This is a genomic window from Vibrio sp. 2304 (genome assembly GCF_033339475.1).
Lineage (GTDB): Bacteria > Pseudomonadota > Gammaproteobacteria > Enterobacterales > Vibrionaceae > Vibrio > Vibrio alginolyticus.
Genome location: NZ_JAWOUQ010000003.1, coordinates 451060 through 470928 on the forward strand (window position 1 = coordinate 451060; position 19869 = coordinate 470928).

17 protein-coding genes are annotated in these 19869 nt (G+C 46.3%); 7 read left to right on the plus strand and 10 right to left on the minus strand.

Annotated elements, in window-relative coordinates:
- Positions 1 to 5: 5 nt before the first annotated feature.
- Positions 6 to 1406, minus strand: coding sequence for an FAD-dependent oxidoreductase (locus tag R7P64_RS09260; RefSeq protein WP_170893073.1), 1401 nt, complete (start codon positions 1404 to 1406; stop codon positions 6 to 8).
- A 219-nt stretch (positions 1407 to 1625) separates the two neighbouring features.
- Positions 1626 to 1985 carry a DUF3316 domain-containing protein gene (locus tag R7P64_RS09265; RefSeq protein WP_005374041.1) on the minus strand — a complete coding sequence of 120 codons (360 nt, stop codon included), beginning with the start codon at positions 1983 to 1985 and terminating at the stop codon, positions 1626 to 1628.
- 412 nt (positions 1986 to 2397) lie between these two features.
- Here R7P64_RS09265 and R7P64_RS09270 point away from each other — a divergent pair, with 412 nt between their 5' ends.
- Positions 2398 to 3324, plus strand: a complete 927-nt coding sequence (locus R7P64_RS09270) for a VirK/YbjX family protein (RefSeq protein ID WP_005374042.1) — start codon at positions 2398 to 2400, stop codon at positions 3322 to 3324.
- A 12-nt stretch (positions 3325 to 3336) separates the two neighbouring features.
- Positions 3337 to 3888, plus strand: coding sequence for an outer membrane beta-barrel protein (locus tag R7P64_RS09275; protein WP_318118849.1), 552 nt, complete (start codon positions 3337 to 3339; stop codon positions 3886 to 3888).
- A 92-nt stretch (positions 3889 to 3980) separates the two neighbouring features.
- Here R7P64_RS09275 and R7P64_RS09280 read toward each other — a convergent pair whose 3' ends face one another.
- The 5 genes from R7P64_RS09280 to R7P64_RS09300 form a co-directional block, all read right to left on the minus strand.
- Complete coding sequence (locus R7P64_RS09280; RefSeq protein ID WP_318118847.1) at positions 3981 to 4886, minus strand: EamA family transporter; 906 nt, start codon at positions 4884 to 4886, stop codon at positions 3981 to 3983.
- A gap of 66 nt (positions 4887 to 4952) precedes the next feature.
- Complete coding sequence (gene phnR / locus R7P64_RS09285; protein WP_005374048.1) at positions 4953 to 5657, minus strand: phosphonate utilization transcriptional regulator PhnR; 705 nt, start codon at positions 5655 to 5657, stop codon at positions 4953 to 4955.
- Positions 5658 to 5666: 9 nt separating this feature from the next.
- Positions 5667 to 7391, minus strand: a complete 1725-nt coding sequence (locus R7P64_RS09290; RefSeq protein WP_005445406.1) for a putative 2-aminoethylphosphonate ABC transporter permease subunit — start codon at positions 7389 to 7391, stop codon at positions 5667 to 5669.
- Positions 7392 to 7399: 8 nt separating this feature from the next.
- Positions 7400 to 8506: a putative 2-aminoethylphosphonate ABC transporter ATP-binding protein gene (locus tag R7P64_RS09295; protein ID WP_025768029.1), complete on the minus strand. Its 1107-nt coding sequence runs from the start codon at positions 8504 to 8506 to the stop codon at positions 7400 to 7402.
- Positions 8507 to 9291: 785 nt separating this feature from the next.
- Positions 9292 to 10302, minus strand: a complete 1011-nt coding sequence (locus R7P64_RS09300) for a putative 2-aminoethylphosphonate ABC transporter substrate-binding protein (RefSeq protein ID WP_256913476.1) — start codon at positions 10300 to 10302, stop codon at positions 9292 to 9294.
- Between the two features lie 266 nt (positions 10303 to 10568).
- On the opposite strand from R7P64_RS09300, the gene phnW reads away from it, so the two are divergent.
- The 3 genes from phnW to phnX all read left to right on the plus strand — a co-directional run bounded on the left by phnW (position 10569) and on the right by phnX (position 14250).
- Positions 10569 to 11672: a 2-aminoethylphosphonate--pyruvate transaminase gene (gene phnW / locus R7P64_RS09305; RefSeq protein WP_318118844.1), complete on the plus strand. Its 1104-nt coding sequence runs from the start codon at positions 10569 to 10571 to the stop codon at positions 11670 to 11672.
- 26 nt (positions 11673 to 11698) lie between these two features.
- Positions 11699 to 13078, plus strand: a complete 1380-nt coding sequence (locus R7P64_RS09310; RefSeq protein WP_222712013.1) for an aspartate aminotransferase family protein — start codon at positions 11699 to 11701, stop codon at positions 13076 to 13078.
- Positions 13079 to 13434: 356 nt separating this feature from the next.
- Positions 13435 to 14250 (plus strand): phosphonoacetaldehyde hydrolase, encoded by an 816-nt coding sequence (gene phnX, locus R7P64_RS09315; RefSeq protein WP_318118842.1) that lies wholly within the window; start codon positions 13435 to 13437, stop codon positions 14248 to 14250.
- A gap of 85 nt (positions 14251 to 14335) precedes the next feature.
- Here phnX and R7P64_RS09320 read toward each other — a convergent pair whose 3' ends face one another.
- Both R7P64_RS09320 and R7P64_RS09325 read right to left on the minus strand, forming a co-directional pair.
- Positions 14336 to 14698 carry an ATPase gene (locus R7P64_RS09320; protein ID WP_318118840.1) on the minus strand — a complete coding sequence of 121 codons (363 nt, stop codon included), beginning with the start codon at positions 14696 to 14698 and terminating at the stop codon, positions 14336 to 14338.
- Positions 14699 to 14707: 9 nt separating this feature from the next.
- On the minus strand, positions 14708 to 16738 hold the full coding sequence (locus R7P64_RS09325) for a S8 family serine peptidase (protein WP_167415751.1): 2031 nt from the start codon (positions 16736 to 16738) through the stop codon (positions 14708 to 14710).
- A gap of 466 nt (positions 16739 to 17204) precedes the next feature.
- On the opposite strand from R7P64_RS09325, the gene R7P64_RS09330 reads away from it, so the two are divergent.
- Complete coding sequence (locus tag R7P64_RS09330; protein ID WP_213893582.1) at positions 17205 to 18461, plus strand: SGNH/GDSL hydrolase family protein; 1257 nt, start codon at positions 17205 to 17207, stop codon at positions 18459 to 18461.
- A 151-nt stretch (positions 18462 to 18612) separates the two neighbouring features.
- Here R7P64_RS09330 and R7P64_RS09335 read toward each other — a convergent pair whose 3' ends face one another.
- Entirely contained in the window at positions 18613 to 19215 is a 603-nt protein-coding gene (locus R7P64_RS09335; protein ID WP_005384344.1) for a TetR/AcrR family transcriptional regulator, read from the minus strand.
- Between the two features lie 111 nt (positions 19216 to 19326).
- On the opposite strand from R7P64_RS09335, the gene R7P64_RS09340 reads away from it, so the two are divergent.
- Entirely contained in the window at positions 19327 to 19869 is a 543-nt protein-coding gene (locus tag R7P64_RS09340) for a carboxymuconolactone decarboxylase family protein (protein ID WP_005374097.1), read from the plus strand.

A 19869-nucleotide genomic window follows, 5' to 3' on the forward strand; every position in this document is an offset into this window, starting at 1 on the left:
TCAGTTTAGTCAAGCTTATCCGCTTTGCCTGCTGGTCCTGCAAGTTTTGCTAGCCACTTATCCCAGATAAACGGCGTTTTCTCGTTATCTTCTGCTTCCTCTTTTCGACGTACCGCGTTGCGCACTATCATAGCCCCGGTCCAGCGAAGCGGTTCTGGTGGGAAACACCCCAACGGTCCTTTGGCTAAACCACTGTTCGTCCACTCGTTATCGATTCCCAATATCAATGAAGATAGGATCTTTCCGCCCATGCGAGTCTGCGCTACACCATTGCCTGAATAACCAAATCCGTAAAAGATATTGCTCTGTTTATCTAGCTCGCCGAAAAAAGGGAAACCAGTAGCAGAACGATCAGAGCCCCCCGTCCATGAATAAGCAAACTCCTCGCCTCTCAAACGAGGAAACAACTTATCGAACGACTTACGCAGTAGACCTTGGTAGCGTGTTGGCTTGTTAAACATTACGTCAACTTGGTTATTGAAAGAAAACTGATTGCCGCCTTTCCCCAACATCAAACGGCCATCTGGCGTATCTCGGTAATAGTGCACAAAAATACGAGAATCCAACACACTAGAACCTACCTGCCAACCAGATTGAGGTAGTGCGTCACCAAGCGGCTTGGTGATCACCATGTCGGAAGAGACCACCACGATACTGTTTTTAAACTGTTTAAACTGCTCCACCATCCATGCGTTCAATGCCAACACCACCTGCTGCGCTTGAACATTTCCTTTAGGTGTACAGACAGTGGCAGGTTTTCCATAATCTAAACGCGTCATCGGCGTATTCTCATAGATTTCAACACCCAACTCCATTGCGACGCGTCTTAATCCTCTCGCCAATAAAGCAGGTTGAACGCTGGCTGCAACTGGAGAGTGAAAGCCTTCTATATTGCGCGGCGATCCCGCATTGGCACGCAGTTCCTCCACCGAGCAACGACGCCAACTGTTCACTTCTAATCGCTTTAACTCGTCCACAACTGGCTGCATTCCCCCAGTTTGAGCCGGATTGGTTGCAGTGTAATAAACCCCTTTTAACGATAATTGCGCATCGATGTTGTGCTGCTGACAAAAGTCGTCAATCTCTAGCACTGCTTGTTCCGACTCTTTTACTAACCAAGCAGCATGTTCTTCACCGAATAACCGTTTCAATGTCGGGAACTTGGTAGACCAAGTCAGCATACAACCGCCGTTTGCGCCCGATGCACCACTGCCACATAAGCCCTTTTCGATAACAACCACCTGTTTTGCCGGAGATTGCTGCTTAATCATAATCGCGGTCCAAAGTCCGGTGTATCCGCCACCAACAATCGCAACGTCAGTATTAATGTTCTGCTGTAACGGTTGTGGCGTTTCTGGTTGCTCAGCTTCAATTGCCTGCTTGAACCAATATGAATGATGTGTCATCGGGTATCCTCGTTAGTGCGTTACATCCATTTCCGCAAACACTTTACAAACGATGATGACAATCAACGAGCAAGAAAATCTAACGCTGAGCGATAGAAAATGTTGCACTGAGAGTGTGAAAATTTTCGCTTTCGACAAAAACAAAATGGGGAGCTCGTGGCTCCCCAAAACAAACAGCAAAAAATATTAGTGGTAAACAATTCGAGTCCGTCTTACTGGTTAGTATTTACCGGTATCACGCATGCGGTACTCGTATTGAACATTGAGAATAGGCTGGTAAACAACTTGCCCGTCACTTTGCAAGAACTCATTTACCATGACTTTTGAGTCAGTGATAGAAAACGATTGGCGATCAACATACGTTGTAAGGCTCGTAAACTCATCACGGAGTTGTCCAGATGATTTATTTTGGTAGCTTTGGATCATGTCTCGGCCCATTTCATAAGCCGCTTGTTTGCTATCCATTACGTCGCCATGGATAGTTTCGGTATCGTTTGTCCACTGATAACCACTAGCAAGAGCCATAGAAGGTGCAGCAATCAGAGCAATCGTACTTGCTAAAGTTGTTAAGCGTTTCATAAACCTCTCCTTACTTACCTTTACATCGGGCCAAAATTGGCTCGATACTTATAAGGTACGTATAAAGACCTAAAACACGTCAAAACAATTTCAAATAATGTTCAATTTTCGTTCAACTTATTTCACATTAACTTAGCAACTCAACGTCATATTCAGCCGACATTCGCATTTTCTTCATTTTGAACAATGGGTTTCAACCTGACACTTCCTTACCAAACCATACAATACCTAAGGTCAATTTTCTCTTAGAATTCCAGCAAAAGAACAGTGTTCAAAACCTTACAAAAACGTCGGACACAGCAAAAACCACCTCTTTTCAGTCGTGCTTTGCATTCCTCCTTTTCGGGTTCTTCGCTGCTCGTCCGTCGGTTCTTAATTGTCGCTATTGAGCACAAGTTAATCTGGAGTGAAAATGACCGCGAACAAATCCATTTTTTACCATAGCAAATCGATTTACTCAGATGATTATGCTGATGTCTACAAGCCAATTTGGACCTACAGAGCTAAGTTCATCTTACGTGCGCTTTATTACAAACGTGCGTTTAAGCACCTTTCAGACAATATTGAATCTTCATTGTTAGAGTTGCTTTGTACGCGTACACACCGATTCCTAGAAAAACCGTTTCGCCCGTACATCATCAAGAATAACTCCGCCTTTGATCGCTCCAACTTGGTGGTTGATCACTATAAAACGATTTCAGAACTGTTTTCTAAACAAACAATCGAAGAAATCTACACAGACTCGAAAGGCCTAACATTAGCCTCTTTTGAAATTGACGAAATACTGTACTCGGTGAGATTAGTATACGAAGCACGTTATCAAAAAGAAGGCGACATGAGCCTAGTGCTGCACAGCGCTGAAGATGGCAACTTCTACACGCTCTCTTTTACGCTCGGTCACATCGAATCTGGACGCAGCATTATGATTGGCGGCTTACAAGGACCGCGAAGCAGTGAAGAAAACAACGCGAAAATTAAAAAGCTAACTCGTAAGCTTTACGGACAGAGACCAAAAAGCTTGATGGTGAGCTTGCTCACTTTGCTCGCACAAATTTGGGAAGTGAACACGATTCTAGCAGTGAAAACGCAGTCCCATACTTACGCAGCTAAGCGCTACAGCAAAGGGCGAATCAAAACGGATTACGATGCACTCTGGCAAGAATTGGGCGGCACCGAATACAATCGTCATTTTTACTCAATTGATGTAAATGCACCCCGTCGAGATATCGAAGGCATGTCGCGCTCTAAGCGTTCGATGTATCGTCGCCGTTATGAATGGCTAGACAACACCAAGGTCACTTTCGAACAAATATTAAAAGGCGAGCAAGCTAAAAGCTAAGGAGAAGCGTTCATGCGTTATTCATTCATTACTGCTTTAGTGCTGTCGGCTTTTTCTTTGTCAACCAATGCAGAAACCAGTGAGCACATCATAGGTACAAACATTGGCTATGGCGATGTGAACTACGATGCTCCGACAAGCAAAGAATCAGGCGACATGTTCTTAGGTGAAATATATTACCGCTACATGCCAACACATAACTTTGGTATCGAAGCAGGTTATAAAGGCGCGTTTGACGGTATCGGCTCGATACTCGTGAGTCCGATTTCAGAAGTCACCGATACGAGCTTCTCCGGACCTCGCTTGAGTGGCTATGCTAGCTATCCTCTGGGTTCAGGTTTCGAACTGTACGGCAAGGCAGGTGTCACTCTCTACACTCTCGAATACACTTATAAAGTGAACGGTCAGAGCAAGAACATCGAACACTCAAGTGTCGGAGGTGAAGCGGCTGGCGGTATCGGCTGGAGCTACAAACACTTTGGTTTGAATGCAGAATATGTGTACTCAAAAAACAGCGATTTTGACTCTAGCGGCGTGATGTTTGGTGCTCAATTGCGTTTCTGACGTCCCTTATACTCCTACCCCTTCCCCAAAAACTAAAAAAGAAAAAGGCCGCGATGGCCTGAGTTGCTGCCTTTTTCTTTCATCAATATGAGTCAGTTCGTCAACGCAAGAATGATCCCCGCCACGATCGAAGTAACACCAAGCCCTCGGGTGAGATACCATTTCTCAGATAGAAACCAAATCCCCATAAACAATCCAAACACAATGCTAATTTGCCTTAGTGCCACGACCAAACTGACGTTGTCGGTCATGGTCATCGCAAACAGTACCAAACCGTAGGTGGATGCCATCATTACCCCTGCCATGCTGGCTGTTTTGCGGATCTGCCACGCGGTCTTAATCTCATCTAGCTTGCCCGTAACTAAGCACCACACAAGGGCTGGGATACCAATTGCCCAAAACTGCACGCCCAAGTAAAAGATCGCACTGTACTGATCATTCAAGATCTCTGATGCTTGTCCTGTGAGTAAACTCAGCGCTTCTTTATCGACTACCGAGTAACCCGTTGTGCCTATTGCGGCAATCAATGCCCAGAACACACCAACGTTCAAATAAGAGCCCAATGTCATCTGACGAAAATTCGTCAGTGGTACCAGCATACAACCAAGAGTAATTAGTAAGAATCCAAGCCACTGCTGACTAGATAATTCATGTCCCAATGCAACACTGATTGCGCCGACCATCATCACAGGCAGTGCCCGAGCAATCGGATAAACCACCCCCACATCAGCGTGCTTATAAGCGACAATCAAACCAACCAGATAAACCATTTGTGAAATGCCGCTAATGAACAGCAATCCCCAAAACTCACTCGGTAATGATGTCCAGCCAATGGTTGCCAAATACCAAATCAAATAAGGGGTAAGAATGAAACATGCAGAAAAGCTGGCGGCCATGGTAAACGCGAGCCCTGACCCAGAGTTGCTTTTGCCAAGGATATTCCAACCCGCATGAAGAACAGCAGAGAAAACGACGAGACCAATCGCCAACAAATCCATTTCAATGTTCCTGTCTGAATAAAAGAAAGGCCCCGAGATGGAGCCTTAGATAATGAGAAAATCCACTTAACGATTGAGTTCCGCCAGAGATTCAATGCTGATGGCATCGTGTCGCCAATACTCGATATCGCAATCAATCAACTCACCGTGTTGGTTGTAGTTGATGCGCTCCACCACCATCGCTGGCGTGCCGGCTGTCGCGCGCAATGCTTGAGCCATTTCACCCAACAAAGTGCTGGTTGAAATGCGGTAGCGAATCTTTTGATATGTAACGCCATAATGCTCGCGATAAATGTCCGTCAGTGAATTTGATAAATCGTAGTCCAACAGGTTCGGAAACAACTCTGGGCGAATGTAGTTTGTTACGAACACCACAGGTCTATCTTCAAGGTATCGCACACGGTCAACTCGATACACATCCGAGAAAGGCTGCAAGTCCAGCAAACGCGCCGCTTGTTTGTTTGCCAACGTCCCTTTTGCTGCAACCAACTCCGTTTTTGGCACACGATTTTGCGCTTTCGCCATGTTCGGGAAGTTTAGCGTTTGGGTTGGGTCGTAACGCAATGGCTCAGGTGAGATAAACCAGCCTCGGCGATCTTCGCGATAGATTCGACCTTCCGCTTCTAGCAGTGATAAAGCTTCACGCAGAGTGACGCGTGTAGTATCGAACGATTCCGCCAACTTACGCTCTGCTGGCAGTTTTTGACGCGGCGATAGCATGCCCGCTTCAATCTGTTCAACAATCGAATCTTTAATTTTTACGTATTGCACGAAGTGTCCTTATCTTTTGCGCCAAGCTTGTGTGCGATTTTCTAACAATTTACCCAAAGTCATCTGAACAATCTTCGCAATCGCGGCAGCAATCATGATCATGACAGCCATTGCCGCTGCAGCGCCAGTTTGACCTGCATCGTCCATATTCAGAATCGAGACCGAAGCCGGAATCGTATCGGTTGAGTAAAGGAATACTACCGCAGAAGTGGTGGTCAATGCATTAACAAACAAGTAAGTCGCAATGTCCAAAATCGCAGGTAAACACACAGGTAATGTCACTTTAAAGAACAACTTGTATTGAGGAAGCTTCACCGATGCCGCAGTGGCTTCAATCTCCGATGGCAACTGCTTTAACGCTGTCAGGGCGGTCATGTGACCCACTGTGTAGTAATGCACTACCGTGTTAATCACCAAGAATGCCATGGTGCCATAAAGTACGTTCAGAGGATTGTTCGCATCGTTGAAGTAAAAGATGTAACCCAAGCCAAGCACCATACCCGGAACCGCCATTGGCACCACGCTGAGCATTTGCATCACTTGACGAATTGGACCGAACGCACGCCCTTTCTCAATGCAGTAAGCACCGACAAAGATGATGGCTGTACCAATAACCGCTGTCCAACCTGCCAGCGTTAGCGAGTTGAAGAATGGGCTCCAACCGTAAGTGCTCATTTCGGCAAAGTTGTAGTTGTTTAGCGTCAGCGCTTTGTTCCAAGGCCAGAACGTAACTAACGAGCCATACACCGCCATGCCTAGCACTGCCAACACTGCGATAGAAATGATGCTGCAGTAAACCAAACAAATGCTGTCGCGCGCTTTGTTAGGTTCTGGCTGATAAGGCACCGAGCGAGTGTCAAATAAGCTCTTTTGCTTTTTCTGAACCCAGCGGTCTGCGCCGAACGCCATTACCGCTGGAAATAGCAGCATAATGCTGGTCACCGCCCCCATGGCAAAGTTTTGTTGTCCCACCACTTGCTTGAAAATGTCAGTCGCCAGAACGTTGTAGCTGCCACCAATCACTTTCGGCACACCAAAGTCCGTGATAACTAGCGTAAAGACCACGATAAGCGTACTGATCAAACCGTATTTCGCCGCAGGTAACGTCACCATAAAGAAGGTTTTGATGGGTGAAGTTTTCAGTGCGCGGGCTGCTTCATACAAGCGGGCATCTGAAGTGCGCAGCGAAGTGGTCAAAATCATCAATGCATGAGGGAAGGTCCAGAAAATCAAACCCATCGAGATCCCAATCACGCCGTAAATCGAGTTTCCTAACAGCATCTCTTTGGCAATGCCTTGATTACCGAAAAGGAAGATTAAACTGATCGCTGGTAGCAACGAAGGCGCGAGAATCGGCGCAGTACCTAGGATTTGAAACAAACCTTTAAACGGCATACAGGAACGAGTCAGCGCGTAGGCATAACCAAACGCAAGCACACCCACTACCGAGGTCACAATCACGCCCAAAGTGAAGGTGTTGCCCACCGACACCCACAAGCTTGAAGAGGAAAAGTACGTCGCAAAGTTTGCCAATCCGACAAATTCGCCATTGGCATTTTGCACACTCTTGGTCAACATTGCCCAAAGCGGCATTAAGATGAACAGCACCATCATGGTCGACAAACCAGCAAGCAAACCAAACAACACAAGGTTGTCGCGGCTGACACGTCCGAGTAGTGATTTTGCTTTGTCTTGTGTGGTCAGGCTATTCATCGTCATTGTCTTCGCATCCATGTTTACACCTACGCCGCTAGCGCTTTATCAACCGAGGGCACGGCGTAACCATGCAGCCCTTCTTCAGCAAACTGAATGTAACGTACATCGCCCGCCTTGATATTGAGTTTTTGAACCGTTTCCACAGGCACATCCACGACGATGGTTTTCGTTGAGCTGTCGTTTTGTAATACGCAATCAATGCGGAAAAACGCCCCTAGAAACTCGGTAGCCGTCACTCGCACAGGTAAAGAGTTGTTGTAGTTTTCAACGAACTTGATGCTTTCAGGGCGCACCGCAAGGTCGAAGCGGTCACCACGTTGGATCTCACGATTGGTCAAGCTTGGCGCTGGCATTAGGGTTTCTGCAATGCGTACTTGGGAGTCCGTTGCTACTGAGGTTTCAATAAAGTTCATGCTGCCGACAAACTCAGCGACAAAGCGCGTTGCTGGTTGTTGGTAGATTTCTTGAGGTGTGCCAACTTGCTCAATCACGCCATGGTTCATTACCACGATACGATCCGCCATCGACAACGCTTCATCCTGATCGTGCGTAACCATGATGGTGGTAATGCCAAGCTTGCGTTGCAGCTTACAAATCTCGTCACGTAAGTGAACACGTACTTTTGCATCCAGCGCTGACAGCGGCTCATCAAGTAACAGTAGACCCGGAGATAGCGCCAATGCACGAGCCAAGGCAACACGCTGCTGCTGACCACCAGAAAGTTGGTTAGGAAATTTCTCGCCAGAGGTTGGAAGACCAATGGTTTCTAACCAGTAATCCACCTTCTCTAACGCTTCTTTGGTCGACATTCCTTGGTTCTTCAAACCCACTGCAATGTTCTCTTGCACAGTTAGGTTCGGAAACAGCGCGTAAGATTGGAATACGATGCCGAAATCGCGCTTCTCTGGTGGTAGGAATGTGGTCTCTTGACCGTTTTGAAAAATCGCACCAGACGTTGGCAAGTCTAAACCTGCAATGGCACGTAGCAGAGTGGTTTTACCGCAGCCAGAAGGACCAAGAAAACAAACGAACTCGCCCTTTTCAATCGCTAGCGAGATTTTCTTTAATGCAGTGAACTGTCCGAATTGCTTCACTACATTTTCGATATTTAGGTAATGTTGGTTAGTTGACATAACACACGCTCCAAATGGTATATACCAACTTTAGTTTTGGAGTGTTACGTTCCAATGACAAATTTATAGCCAGAAGATGACAAATAGATGAAGGGAGATGGGGTTTGTTTCCAAACTTGCAACCCCCTCCAACTCCCCCTTTTCTCGACATGCTTTGCCAAGCATTTGAATGTGGTTATAAAGGGGGAGAGCTGTTCTTTATTGCGGTTAGCTCAGTGCTTTCACGATGTCATTCTGAAGGAGCCTGGGCGAGTGTTCAGAATCTACTTGAAGCGTGTTAGATGTTGCATTGTGAATTAAATTATCCGCGAATGCAGAACCAGTCCCTCCCCTTTACCAACATGACTATTGTAGTCCCCTAAAGTTGAAGCCAAGAGGAGGTTAGGTGGGGTTGCTTAACGTCGAGGTAGGTGCTTGCAACCCCCTCCAACTCCCCCTTTTCTCGACATGCTTTGCCAAGCATTTAAATGTGGTTATCAAGGGGGAGAGTTTTTCTTTGCTGCGGTGCGCTCCGTGCTTTCCCAACGTCATTCTGAAAGAGCCTAGGCGAGTATTCAGAATCTATTTTCAGCACATTGGATGTTGCATTGTGAATTAAACTATCCGCGAATGCAGAACCAGTCCCTCCCCTTTACCAGCATGACTGTTGTAGTCCCCCGAAGTTAAAGCCAAGGGGAGGTTAGGTGGGGTTGCTACTTTTAGGCTTTTTACTCTCACCTCTTCTAAAAACAAAAAATCCACCTCAACCGAGGTGGATTTCAGTATTCAACTCAAAGCAAATTCGATTAAGACTTTGGCTCTGATTTCGCGTCGAACTTCTCAGACCATGCCGCTAGAATCTCTGCACGCTTACTGCCCATTTGCGCGAAGTCCATCTTCGCCATGCTCTCTTGAACGTTCGGGAAGTTAGAAACTGTCGCTTTCACTTCTTTATGTGCAACCACTGGGTACATTTCTACGTAAAGCTCGTTTGCTGCTTTAGAGATTGACCAGTCGACAACGCGTTTCGCTGCATCAGACTCTTTTACTAGACCAACAGCTTCTGATTCCCAGCCGATACCTTTTGGTGTGATAACCGCTAGTGGTGCGCCTTGTGTTTTCAGCTTCGCGCCGCGGCTTGCCATCGAAATACCGATAGCCACTTCACCCATGCCCGCTTGAACACATGGCTTAGAGCCCGAGTGCGTGTAGTGTGCAATGTTCTTGTCTAGGTCACGCATGTAGTTCCATGCCTGATCTTCACCCATGTTTTGTAGCCAAGCAGAAACCTGCATGTAGCCAGTGCCTGAAGACGCTGGGTTCGGCATTGCAATGTGACCTTTGTAAACCGGCTTCGTTAGGTCTTCCCATGACGTTGGTTTAGGCAGGTTAAGTTGTTTCGCTACCGCTTCGTTAAAACAAACTGCGTTAAAGAACGCATCGTTACCGAACCAAGCTTGGTTTGATTGAGGGTCGTTTAGGTTCGCGTGCAGCTCTTCCAAACCTTTTGGTGTGTAAGGCTTAAGAAGGCCTTCATCTTTAAGCAGTGCCATTGACGAGCCAGCTAGACCCCAAACCACTTCCGCTTGAGGGTTGTTCTTTTCTGCCAGCAATTTCGCCGTCATGATACCGGTGGAATCGCGAACCCACTTAATCTTGATATCTGGGTTATCTTTCTCAAACGCAGACTTGTATTTCGCAAGAATGTCAGTTTCGAAAGCGGTGTAAACCGTGACTTCCTGTGCTGCCATTGCATTCGTAGCTAGCAGAGAGACAAGTGCAGCCAGCGATCCTTTCATCAAACGGTTTTTCATCATTTTCTCCAGTTAATTTGGCTAAGTTTTCATTTGGTCTGTACCAGTTGACGATATACACCCTACTGAGCCTTTATGACGAAATCATGACCATTAAATGGCAGTTTTACGAAAATTATCGATGAATAATCGTTCAATTGATCCGCTATTTTCTGGATGTTAAAGTTTTATGAAATTGAAGATTCGCCTATTTACTGCCCTTTTCTTCCTCGCTAGAGTGAACTCGAAATTTGGTGTAGACCAATTAGCTTATTCTGATGGAAATCGAGATGAAAAACGAATACCTACTACTGACTCCAGGTCCTCTATCTACTTCTGAAACGGTACGTGAAGCCATGCTGAAAGACTGGTGTACTTGGGATGATGAATACAACAAAGACATTGTAGAAGTGATCCGCACTAAGCTTGTAAAACTGGCGACGGAGCAAGACGGCTACACCAGCGTACTAATGCAAGGTAGCGGCACCGCATCAGTAGAAGCAACGATTGGCAGTGCCATTGGCAAAGAGGGAAAATTGTTGGTTGTCGACAACGGTGCTTACGGTGCGCGTATCGCTCAGATCGCTGATTACCTGAATATTCCATGCCATGTAGTTTCCCCAGGCGAAACATCACAGCCACACTTGAACGAGGTGGAAACTGCATTGGCATCGGATCCTGCTATCACACACGTGGCAATTGTTCACTGTGAGACAACCACTGGCATGCTTAACCCAATTGAGGCATTTGCTTCTGCAGCGAAAGCACACGGTAAAGTGGTGATTCTCGATGCCATGTCGAGCTTTGGTGGCATTCCTATCGATATCGCTGAGCTAGGCATCGATTTTATGATCAGCTCTGCAAACAAATGTATTCAAGGCGTACCGGGTTTTGGCTTTGTGATTGCGAAACAAACTGAGCTAGAAAAGTGCCAAGGTCAGGCGCGTTCTTTGAGCCTAGATCTTTACGACCAGTGGCACTGTATGGAAGTGAACCACGGCAAATGGCGTTTCACGTCTCCAACGCACACAGTTCGCGCTTTCTACCAAGCATTGCTAGAACTGGAACAAGAAGGCGGCATTGAGGCTCGTCATAACCGCTACCAAACTAACCAGAAAACACTGGTTGCAGGTATGCGTTCTCTGGGTTTCGAACCGCTACTGAGTGATGACCTTCACTCGCCAATCATCACTTCTTTCTACTCTCCGACGCACAGTAATTACCAGTTCAAAGCATTCTACACGCGCTTGAAAGAGCAAGGTTTTGTGATTTATCCGGGTAAGGTATCGAACGCAGATTGCTTCCGTATCGGCAACATTGGCGAAGTTTACCCAGCAGATATCGAGCGCTTAATCGGTGCGATTGAAAAAGCAATGTACTGGCAAGTTGCGTAAAGCAGCCTTCTGGTTGAGAGAGCGTTATGACTCATAATATCAAACCGATCCGTTTTCGCAGCGAAGGCGATGTCAACACGACGCCAGCGCGCCAAGCTTGGAATGCGTCGATGGACGACGAACGCACGCAAGCATTATTGAAGCGCGATTCCGAGGTCTTTCTTCATCAAGCCATGTCGACGCCTTGCTTAGATACCTTGGAAGCAGCGGAAGGCATCTACATCCAAGATGCTACAGGCAAAAAGTACATGGACTTCCATGGCAACAACGTCCATCAGCTGGGCTACGGTCATCCGCATGTGATTAAACGTGTGCAAGAGCAAATTGCCAAACTGCCGTTTTCACCACGTCGTTTTACCAGCGAGACCGCGATTGAATGTGCCGAAAAACTCACGCAAATCTGTGGCGGCGAATTGAATCGAGTGTTGTTTGCTCCGGGCGGCACATCAGCGGTAGGCATGGCACTTAAACTAGCGCGCCATATCACGGGCAACTACAAGGTGGTGTCGCTGTGGGACTCCTTCCACGGTGCATCGTTGGATGCCATCTCAGTAGGTGGCGAAGCGTGTTTCCGCCAAGGTATGGGACCATTAATGGCAGGTGTTGAGCGTATTCCACCAGCCGTATCTTACCGTGGCGCTTTCCCAATTGCGGACGGCAGCGACGTGCATTACGCCGACTACCTTGAATACGTGATTGAGAAAGAAGGCGGCGTGGGCGCATTTATCGCAGAAGCGGTTCGTAATACCGACGTACAAGTGCCTAGCAAAGCCTACTGGAAACGCATCCGTGAAATCTGTGACAAACACAATGTCATGTTGATCATCGACGACATCCCGAATGGCATGGGTCGCAGCGGAGAATGGTTTACCTACCAAGCCTACGACATCGAGCCAGATATGCTCTGCATCGGTAAAGGTTTGGGTGGTGGCTTAGTGCCTATCGCGGCCATGGTAACCAAAGACAAATACAACACCGCCGAGCAAATCTCCATGGGCCATTACACTCATGAGAAAAGCCCTATCGGTTGTGCTGCAGCACTGGCAACCATGGAAGCTATTGAGCAAGACGGCTTGCTAGATAAAGCCAAAGCTGACAGCCAGTTCATGCGTGAAAAGCTGCTGGAGATGAAAGCCAAATACCCAGTGATTGGTGATGTTCGTGGCATCGGCATGTTATGGGGCATTGAGCTGGTCACTGACCACGAAAGCAAAGCACGCGCGTATGACGAAGCGGAAGCTGTGCTGTACCAATGCCTCAACAATGGCGTGAGCTTCAAAGTTTCTCAAGGCAATGTGGTTCAACTTAGTCCACCGCTGATCATCACTCGCGAACAACTAACAGAAGCGTTGGCGATCTTCGAAGAAGCGATCGCCAAAGTGTGTAAAGACTTTAACTACATTTAGGTTTTGTTGACCTTTTGAGCTGATTTTTGCAGCAGTTTGTGGGTTCTTTATGCAAGGCAGAGGCTTTGAGTTGTAGCTGTCCTACCTGATAAGCCGATAACGCAGAAGAAAGGAACCACAAACGCTGCCCGAAGGGTTCGGCTAAAAGCGTTTTACTCTTTGTTGTGAGGTGTTGTGCTTAGAATGACTAGGCTACAAACCTCTCGCCGCGATTAAAACGCTTTTATCTCGAACAAAATTTAACCGCAAAAGGTCAACAAAACCTAGAGTCAACAGACCTCAACAAAAACCAATTTATCCTGAGCGCAGTTCCAATGTGTAGGCAGCGCTCTGGCAAGCAAGAAAAAGGATTGAACATGAGCAACTCACCAATTCAAGCAGTGATCTTTGACTGGGCTGGCACTATCGTCGATTTCGGCTCTTTTGCGCCAACCAGTATCTTTGTGGAAGCGTTCAAACAAGGCTTTGATTTTGAAATCGACCTTGAAGAAGCGCGCGAACCAATGGGACTTGGTAAGTGGGATCACATCCAAGCAGTGGGTCGTATTCCTGCGGTTGATAAGCGTTGGAATGAGAAGTTTGGTCGCTCAATGACCAGCGAAGACATCGACGCTATCTACGCAGCATTCATGCCGCTGCAAAAAGCAAAAGTGGCTGACCACGCAGAGCCAATCCTTAATGCGATTGAAGTTGTGAACGGTCTGAAAGACAAAGGCATCAAGATCGGTTCTTGTTCTGGTTACCCTCGCGAAGTGATGGATGTGCTGATTCCTGTGGCTGCGGATTACGGCTACAAACCGGATTGCGTAGTAGCAACGGATGACCTACCTCAAGGTGGTCGCCCAGCACCATTTATGGCACTGAAGAACGTGATTGAGCTGAATGTAACGGACGTTAACGCGTGTATCAAAGTGGATGACGCTGCACCGGGCATCGATGAAGGTCACAACGCCGGTATGTGGACTGTTGGTTTGCTGCTTTCTGGTAACGAAGCAGGTCTAACATTTGAAGAATACCAAGCCGCGGACGAAGCAACGCTTAATGCCGCCCGTGAAAAAGCGCGTGCAAAATTGCTCAAGAGCTCGCCGCACTACCTTATCGATACGATCGCTGACTTCCCAGAAGTGGTTGCAGATATCGAACGTCGCCTAGCGGCAGGTGAACGTCCGTAATCTTCATCTTCCACTAACAAATGAAACAAACGCCCCTCACGTGAGGGGCGTTTTTCTTTTTGGCACTATCTCAAGGAAGTTTGGCTTATTGAAGCGTACTTCCGTTAGATAGCAGCTTTCTTGTCGGCTCTTGCTCAGTGTATTCGACCGCATCGTGATCCGCGAGCTTATCGACTTCCGCCTGTTCACCCACCACAACCAACACGTGTTGTTTCACCAGAGCGTCGACCACTTCAATGTTGTGCTGACGAAGAAGCGCTCTCACCTCGCTCTCTTTTCCTTCATGATACTTAACAAAGTAGCGTGCAGGTTGCTGCTCGGCTTGATCTTGGCGTTCATCCACGAGAGGAAATCCTTGATTGTTTGCCAAGCTGCTTGAGCTCAGTCCGATTGCCAATAGTGCGGTAGCGCCTACCACAGACAAAGAAAGTAAGGTCAACTTCTTCATAGTCACTCCTTATTGAAAGGTCAGAGTCCAACTGTTGATGGTGCCTGTGTCTCTTCTGGCACTGTCCACCGCTTTTAGTTCCCATGTACCTTGCGATTCAAAACCAGAAAAATCCGCTTGGAACGTGTTTTTTATATCGTTAGCGCTGCCGCCAGTATTATTGTGAAGTACAACTTCTCCACCAGTCGGTGACGTTAAAGTCACTCGTAGATCACCGATGTAAGTGTGGCTAATATCAACGTCAATACTTACTGTGCCTGAATCACCAGAGCGATCGACTTCTACTGCACTGATTGCGCCAGAAGATTTATTATCTGGAATCGCAACAGGGCTGGTATTTGAGAAGCTAGAGTCCGAAGAGCTACCACCATCAGGTCCATTACAGCCAGCGTCCAAGAACAGCTTCGCCGCTTCAGCATTAACTAGGCCGTGGCCAGTACGGTTGTCTCGACCAGCAACATCAATATCTGTTGCAGTTTTCACTAGGGCATTACGTACTTGCGCTGCTGTACAGGTTGGGTGGTAACTCCACACCAAGCCAGCTACGCCCGTTACGTGCGGTGTCGCCATTGATGTACCATTGTAGTACTCGTAATCTTCACCAGAGGTTGTTGCAACAGTAATTTCCTGACCAACATACCCCAACAGCTCTTGACCAAATGCACGATCAACCGTTACCGAAACCATACGATAAGCGTTGTTTGTGTCTACCAAGAATGGGTTTTGTAAACCAGGTAGTTCAGAGTTGCTGTATACGATTGCAGCTCGCGCACCCGCATTGTAACAAGCCTGAACCGCATCCACCTCTGGGTAGTTACCTGAAGACTGGTTGCCAATACGCTCAGTCAAACAAATTTTGCCCGACATATCACCACAGTTAACGTTACCGCCAGATACATCACAGCTATCTAGCGTTGCCGTTACTGAACCCGCGATTGGATCCGGAACATACGAAGAACCGTTATTGATCAAACGATTGTGAGGAACAATCCCACGATCAAACTGGCTTACACCATTCAAGGTAATATCAGAAAGTTTACCTTCACCTACCGTAACCGTTGATAAGATCGCCACACCCGGGCCTGAGATCTCAACTTGATTAGTAGATTGTGAGAACGCCGCATGATCATTTTGATTATCAACAGCCGCAACAGACATCACTGAGTCATAAGAAGCTGGATAGCTGTGCGCTGTATTGCCATCATTACCCGCAGCGGCGATCAATAAAACGCCTTGATCGTAAATACTTTGCAGTGCATTTTGCTCAGTTCGGCTTGATTGACTACCACCAAGGCTCATGTTCACAACGTTAGCACCATTATCGGCACAGGTCTGGATTGCTTTAACAAGCCCAGATGAGTAACCCCAACCCGATTCGTTAAATACTTTCACGATGTGCAAATTCACATTCTGGTTTGGCATCACACCCTTTACACCTTCGGTGTTGGCAATCGCAGCAATCGTACCCGCGACGTGAGTACCGTGGGCATTGTTGTTACCCGGATCACTCCATGATCCCGTACCACTATCGTTAGTACCAGCAACGCGGTTACCGCTTAGGTCGTTGTGCGAAATGTCGTACCCTGAATCGATAATACATACAGTGCGATTACCCGCATTGAAGTCAGCTAGCAGTTGAGCATTAACCGCTTCATATCCCCATGGGGTCGTTTCGCTGAGCAAATAGCGAGGTGGATCGACTTCCACGTATTCCACATCACTACGGTTGCGAAGCGGCTCTAAGTCATCGCCATCCAATTCAACGCTGTAAATGGCGCGATTGCCCAGTTTTTCCACCTTACGTGCCTTCACCTGTTCTAGAACAGACTCCTGCGCGATTCGTGGCCCCCAGAATGAGTTACCACCCATTGAAGAACGGCTGACTGCATCTTCTTTGAATTTGACGATGTACTTCGTCGGTAACTTAGATTCATCAAATCCCATTGGTGGAGCCGCAAACGCTGACATCGAAGTGGTCAGTGCTATTGCTACGGCAGACAACGAAAATAAGCCTTGTTTTTTACTTGTTGTGTAGTGCATTTGCCCTATTCCTTATTTGAGCTAATTTTTATTCACTATATTCTCATGAAAAGTCATCATCATGATGTTTGCATGAGAGCTTCAGCTATAGTTTACAGAGCAAAAATGCCAAACAATTTGTTTCATGAATATAAAAATTTGTACAAAAGATCATTCAATAAACACTTTAAGTTAACATTAAAAATAATCAACAAAACCTTATAAAGCAATTACTTAATTAACAAAAAGTGAATGTTAAATTAATGTTAGTGAGTAATTATTCTAAATATAACCCATTTAATCGATTGCTATGCTGAATGGATTTTTTGACCGTGGTGCCAAAACTGAAATATTGAATATTTAGTTGTTGACTGTCTTGAGCATTTACTCAGAATTAGAAGGTTTAGTGAGAAAAATTCTCATCTAAATACTGTTATAGCCGAGCGTATTCACGCATTCGGAACAATAACCATTACAAGAAGAGTGAATGATGAAAAAAACAATCACACTATTAACTGCATTACTTCCGCTTGCCTCCGCCATTGCAGAGGAGCCAACTTTATCACCAGCAATGGTTTCTGCGGCTGAAGTGGTTAGCGCGCAAGAAAATCAAACTTATACGTACGTTCGATGCTGGTATCGTACGAGCCACTCTAAGGACGATGCGGCTACCGATTGGAAATGGGCAAAAAACCAAGATGGTAGTGACTTCACTATCGATGGTTATTGGTGGAGCTCTGTTTCATTTAAAAACATGTTCTACACCAATACCTCACAAAACGTAATTCGCCAGCGTTGTGAGGAAACACTAGATCTAGCGAACGAGAACGCAGACATTACATTTTTTGCTGCCGACAATCGTTATTCTTATAACCACACGATCTGGAGCAATGATGTTGCAATGCAACCAGATCAAATCAACAAGGTGGTGGCTTTGGGCGATAGCTTGTCTGATACAGGCAACATCTTTAACGCGTCCCAATGGCGCTTCCCTAACCCTAATAGCTGGTTCTTGGGTCACTTCTCAAACGGTTTTGTTTGGACGGAATACGTTGCTAAAGCCAAAAACTTACCGCTATACAACTGGGCAGTTGGTGGCGCAGCAGGTGAAAACCAATACATCGCGCTAACTGGTGTCGGCGAACAAGTTTCTTCTTACTTAACCTACACAAAGCTGGCGAAGAACTACAACCCTGCTAACACATTGTTTACGTTAGAGTTTGGTTTAAATGATTTCATGAACTACAACCGTAGCGTGCCGGAAGTAAAAGCGGATTACGCTGAAGCTCTGATTCGTTTAACAGACGCTGGCGCGAAGAACTTCATGTTGATGACACTGCCAGATGCAACCAAAGCACCACAGTTCAAATACTCAACACAGGAAGAAATTGAAACGATTCGTGCGAAAGTATTGAAGATGAACGAGTTCATCAAAGCACAAGCGATGTACTACAAAGCCCAAGGCTACAACATCGCATTGTTTGATACACACGCACTGTTTGAGAAGTTAACCTCGGCACCAGAAGAACACGGTTTCGTAAATGCAAGCGACCCTTGCTTAGACATCAACCGTTCATCCTCTGTTGACTACATGTACACTCACTCATTACGTTCTGAATGTGCAGCATCTGGCGCAGATAAGTTCGTGTTCTGGGATGTGACTCACCCAACCACAGCAACGCATCGTTATGTGGCTGAAAAAATGTTAGAAAGCAGCAATAACTTAGAAGAGTTTCGCTTTTAATAAGCCGTTGTTGTTCATTGCAAGTTAATCTGCATAAAAATGACCACGATGCTTCGTGGTCATTTTTTATCGATATCGACCCCCGATAACGGGTTTATTTGAGCTCGCTTACTTCAAGCCGTTGATTTAGAGACGTTGACTTTGAGCAGTCTCATTCAGCGTTCTGTTTTGGTACGTTACCGCGGAAGCTGTTCACCATAATAGAGATCAACGTCTTTAAGGTTTCATCATCACTGCGGTATGAGTAGGCTCGTATACCCGTAAACTGAACCTGGAACAACTGAGCAAGAAGCAATGTATCCTGGGCTTCAATTTCGCCATTCTCGATTGCTCGCTCAAACAGCTTTGCAAGAAAAGATTCAAATTGGTTTGCTAAGCTGTTTGTTTGATTGCGCAGCGCATTAAAATCCTCAGCAAATTCACTTGCTGATTTGACTAACATGCACACCTCACTGGGATTGGAGTCTCGCTGATTGATAACCACATCAATCGCGAAAGCTTCTATTGCATCTAGAACCGTTGTGTTCTGAGCTAAATGCAACTCAAACAGGGCTTGTAAGTTCGCAACGTACATTTTTAGCGCTTCACAATATAGCCCCTCTTTTGACCCAAACGTCGCATAGATACTTCCAGGACGCAGATTAACGCTATCTTGCAAATCACGTGTAGATGTTGCATGAAAACCTTTCTTCCAGAATAGATCCGAGGCGGCTTTCACCACTTCATCACGTTGGAATTTCTTTGTATTCGCCATGAGCAATTATCAATTTTGAACATATGCTCAATTTTATATTGAGCGACCGCTCAAAATCAACTATCCTGTTCTTGCCTAATTCGCTCATATCCAATTACAGGAGATTTAAACATGGCAGAATTTAAACTGTATACCGCAGAAAACGCACCCGAAGGATCAAAGCATCTGATTGAAAATTCAGTCAAAGCGTTTGGCATGCTACCAAATCTTCATGCTGTTATGGCTGAAGCGCCAACCTTGCTTGAGGGTTATCAAGTTGTGCATGAGCTCTTTCAACAAACATCATTTAACGCAGAAGAATTGACCGTCGTATGGCAAACCATCAACGTTGAACATGGTTGTCACTACTGCGTTCCTGCTCATAGTGCGATCGCGGCGTCAATGAAAGTGGATCAGGAGATTGTTGATGCTCTCGTCAACCAAACACCATTGGCAGACGAAAAACTTGAAACACTACGAGAAACAACGCTTCAAATGGTGCGTCAACGTGGTGTAGTGGAAGAGTCTCAGATAGAGAAATTCTTTGCGGCAGGTTACGGACAGCAGCAACTGCTTGAAATTGTTCTTGGTCTAGCGCAAAAAGTGATGAGTAACTACACCAATCACCTAGCTGACACCCCGGTTGATGCACCTTTCAAGAAGTTTGCCAAGTAA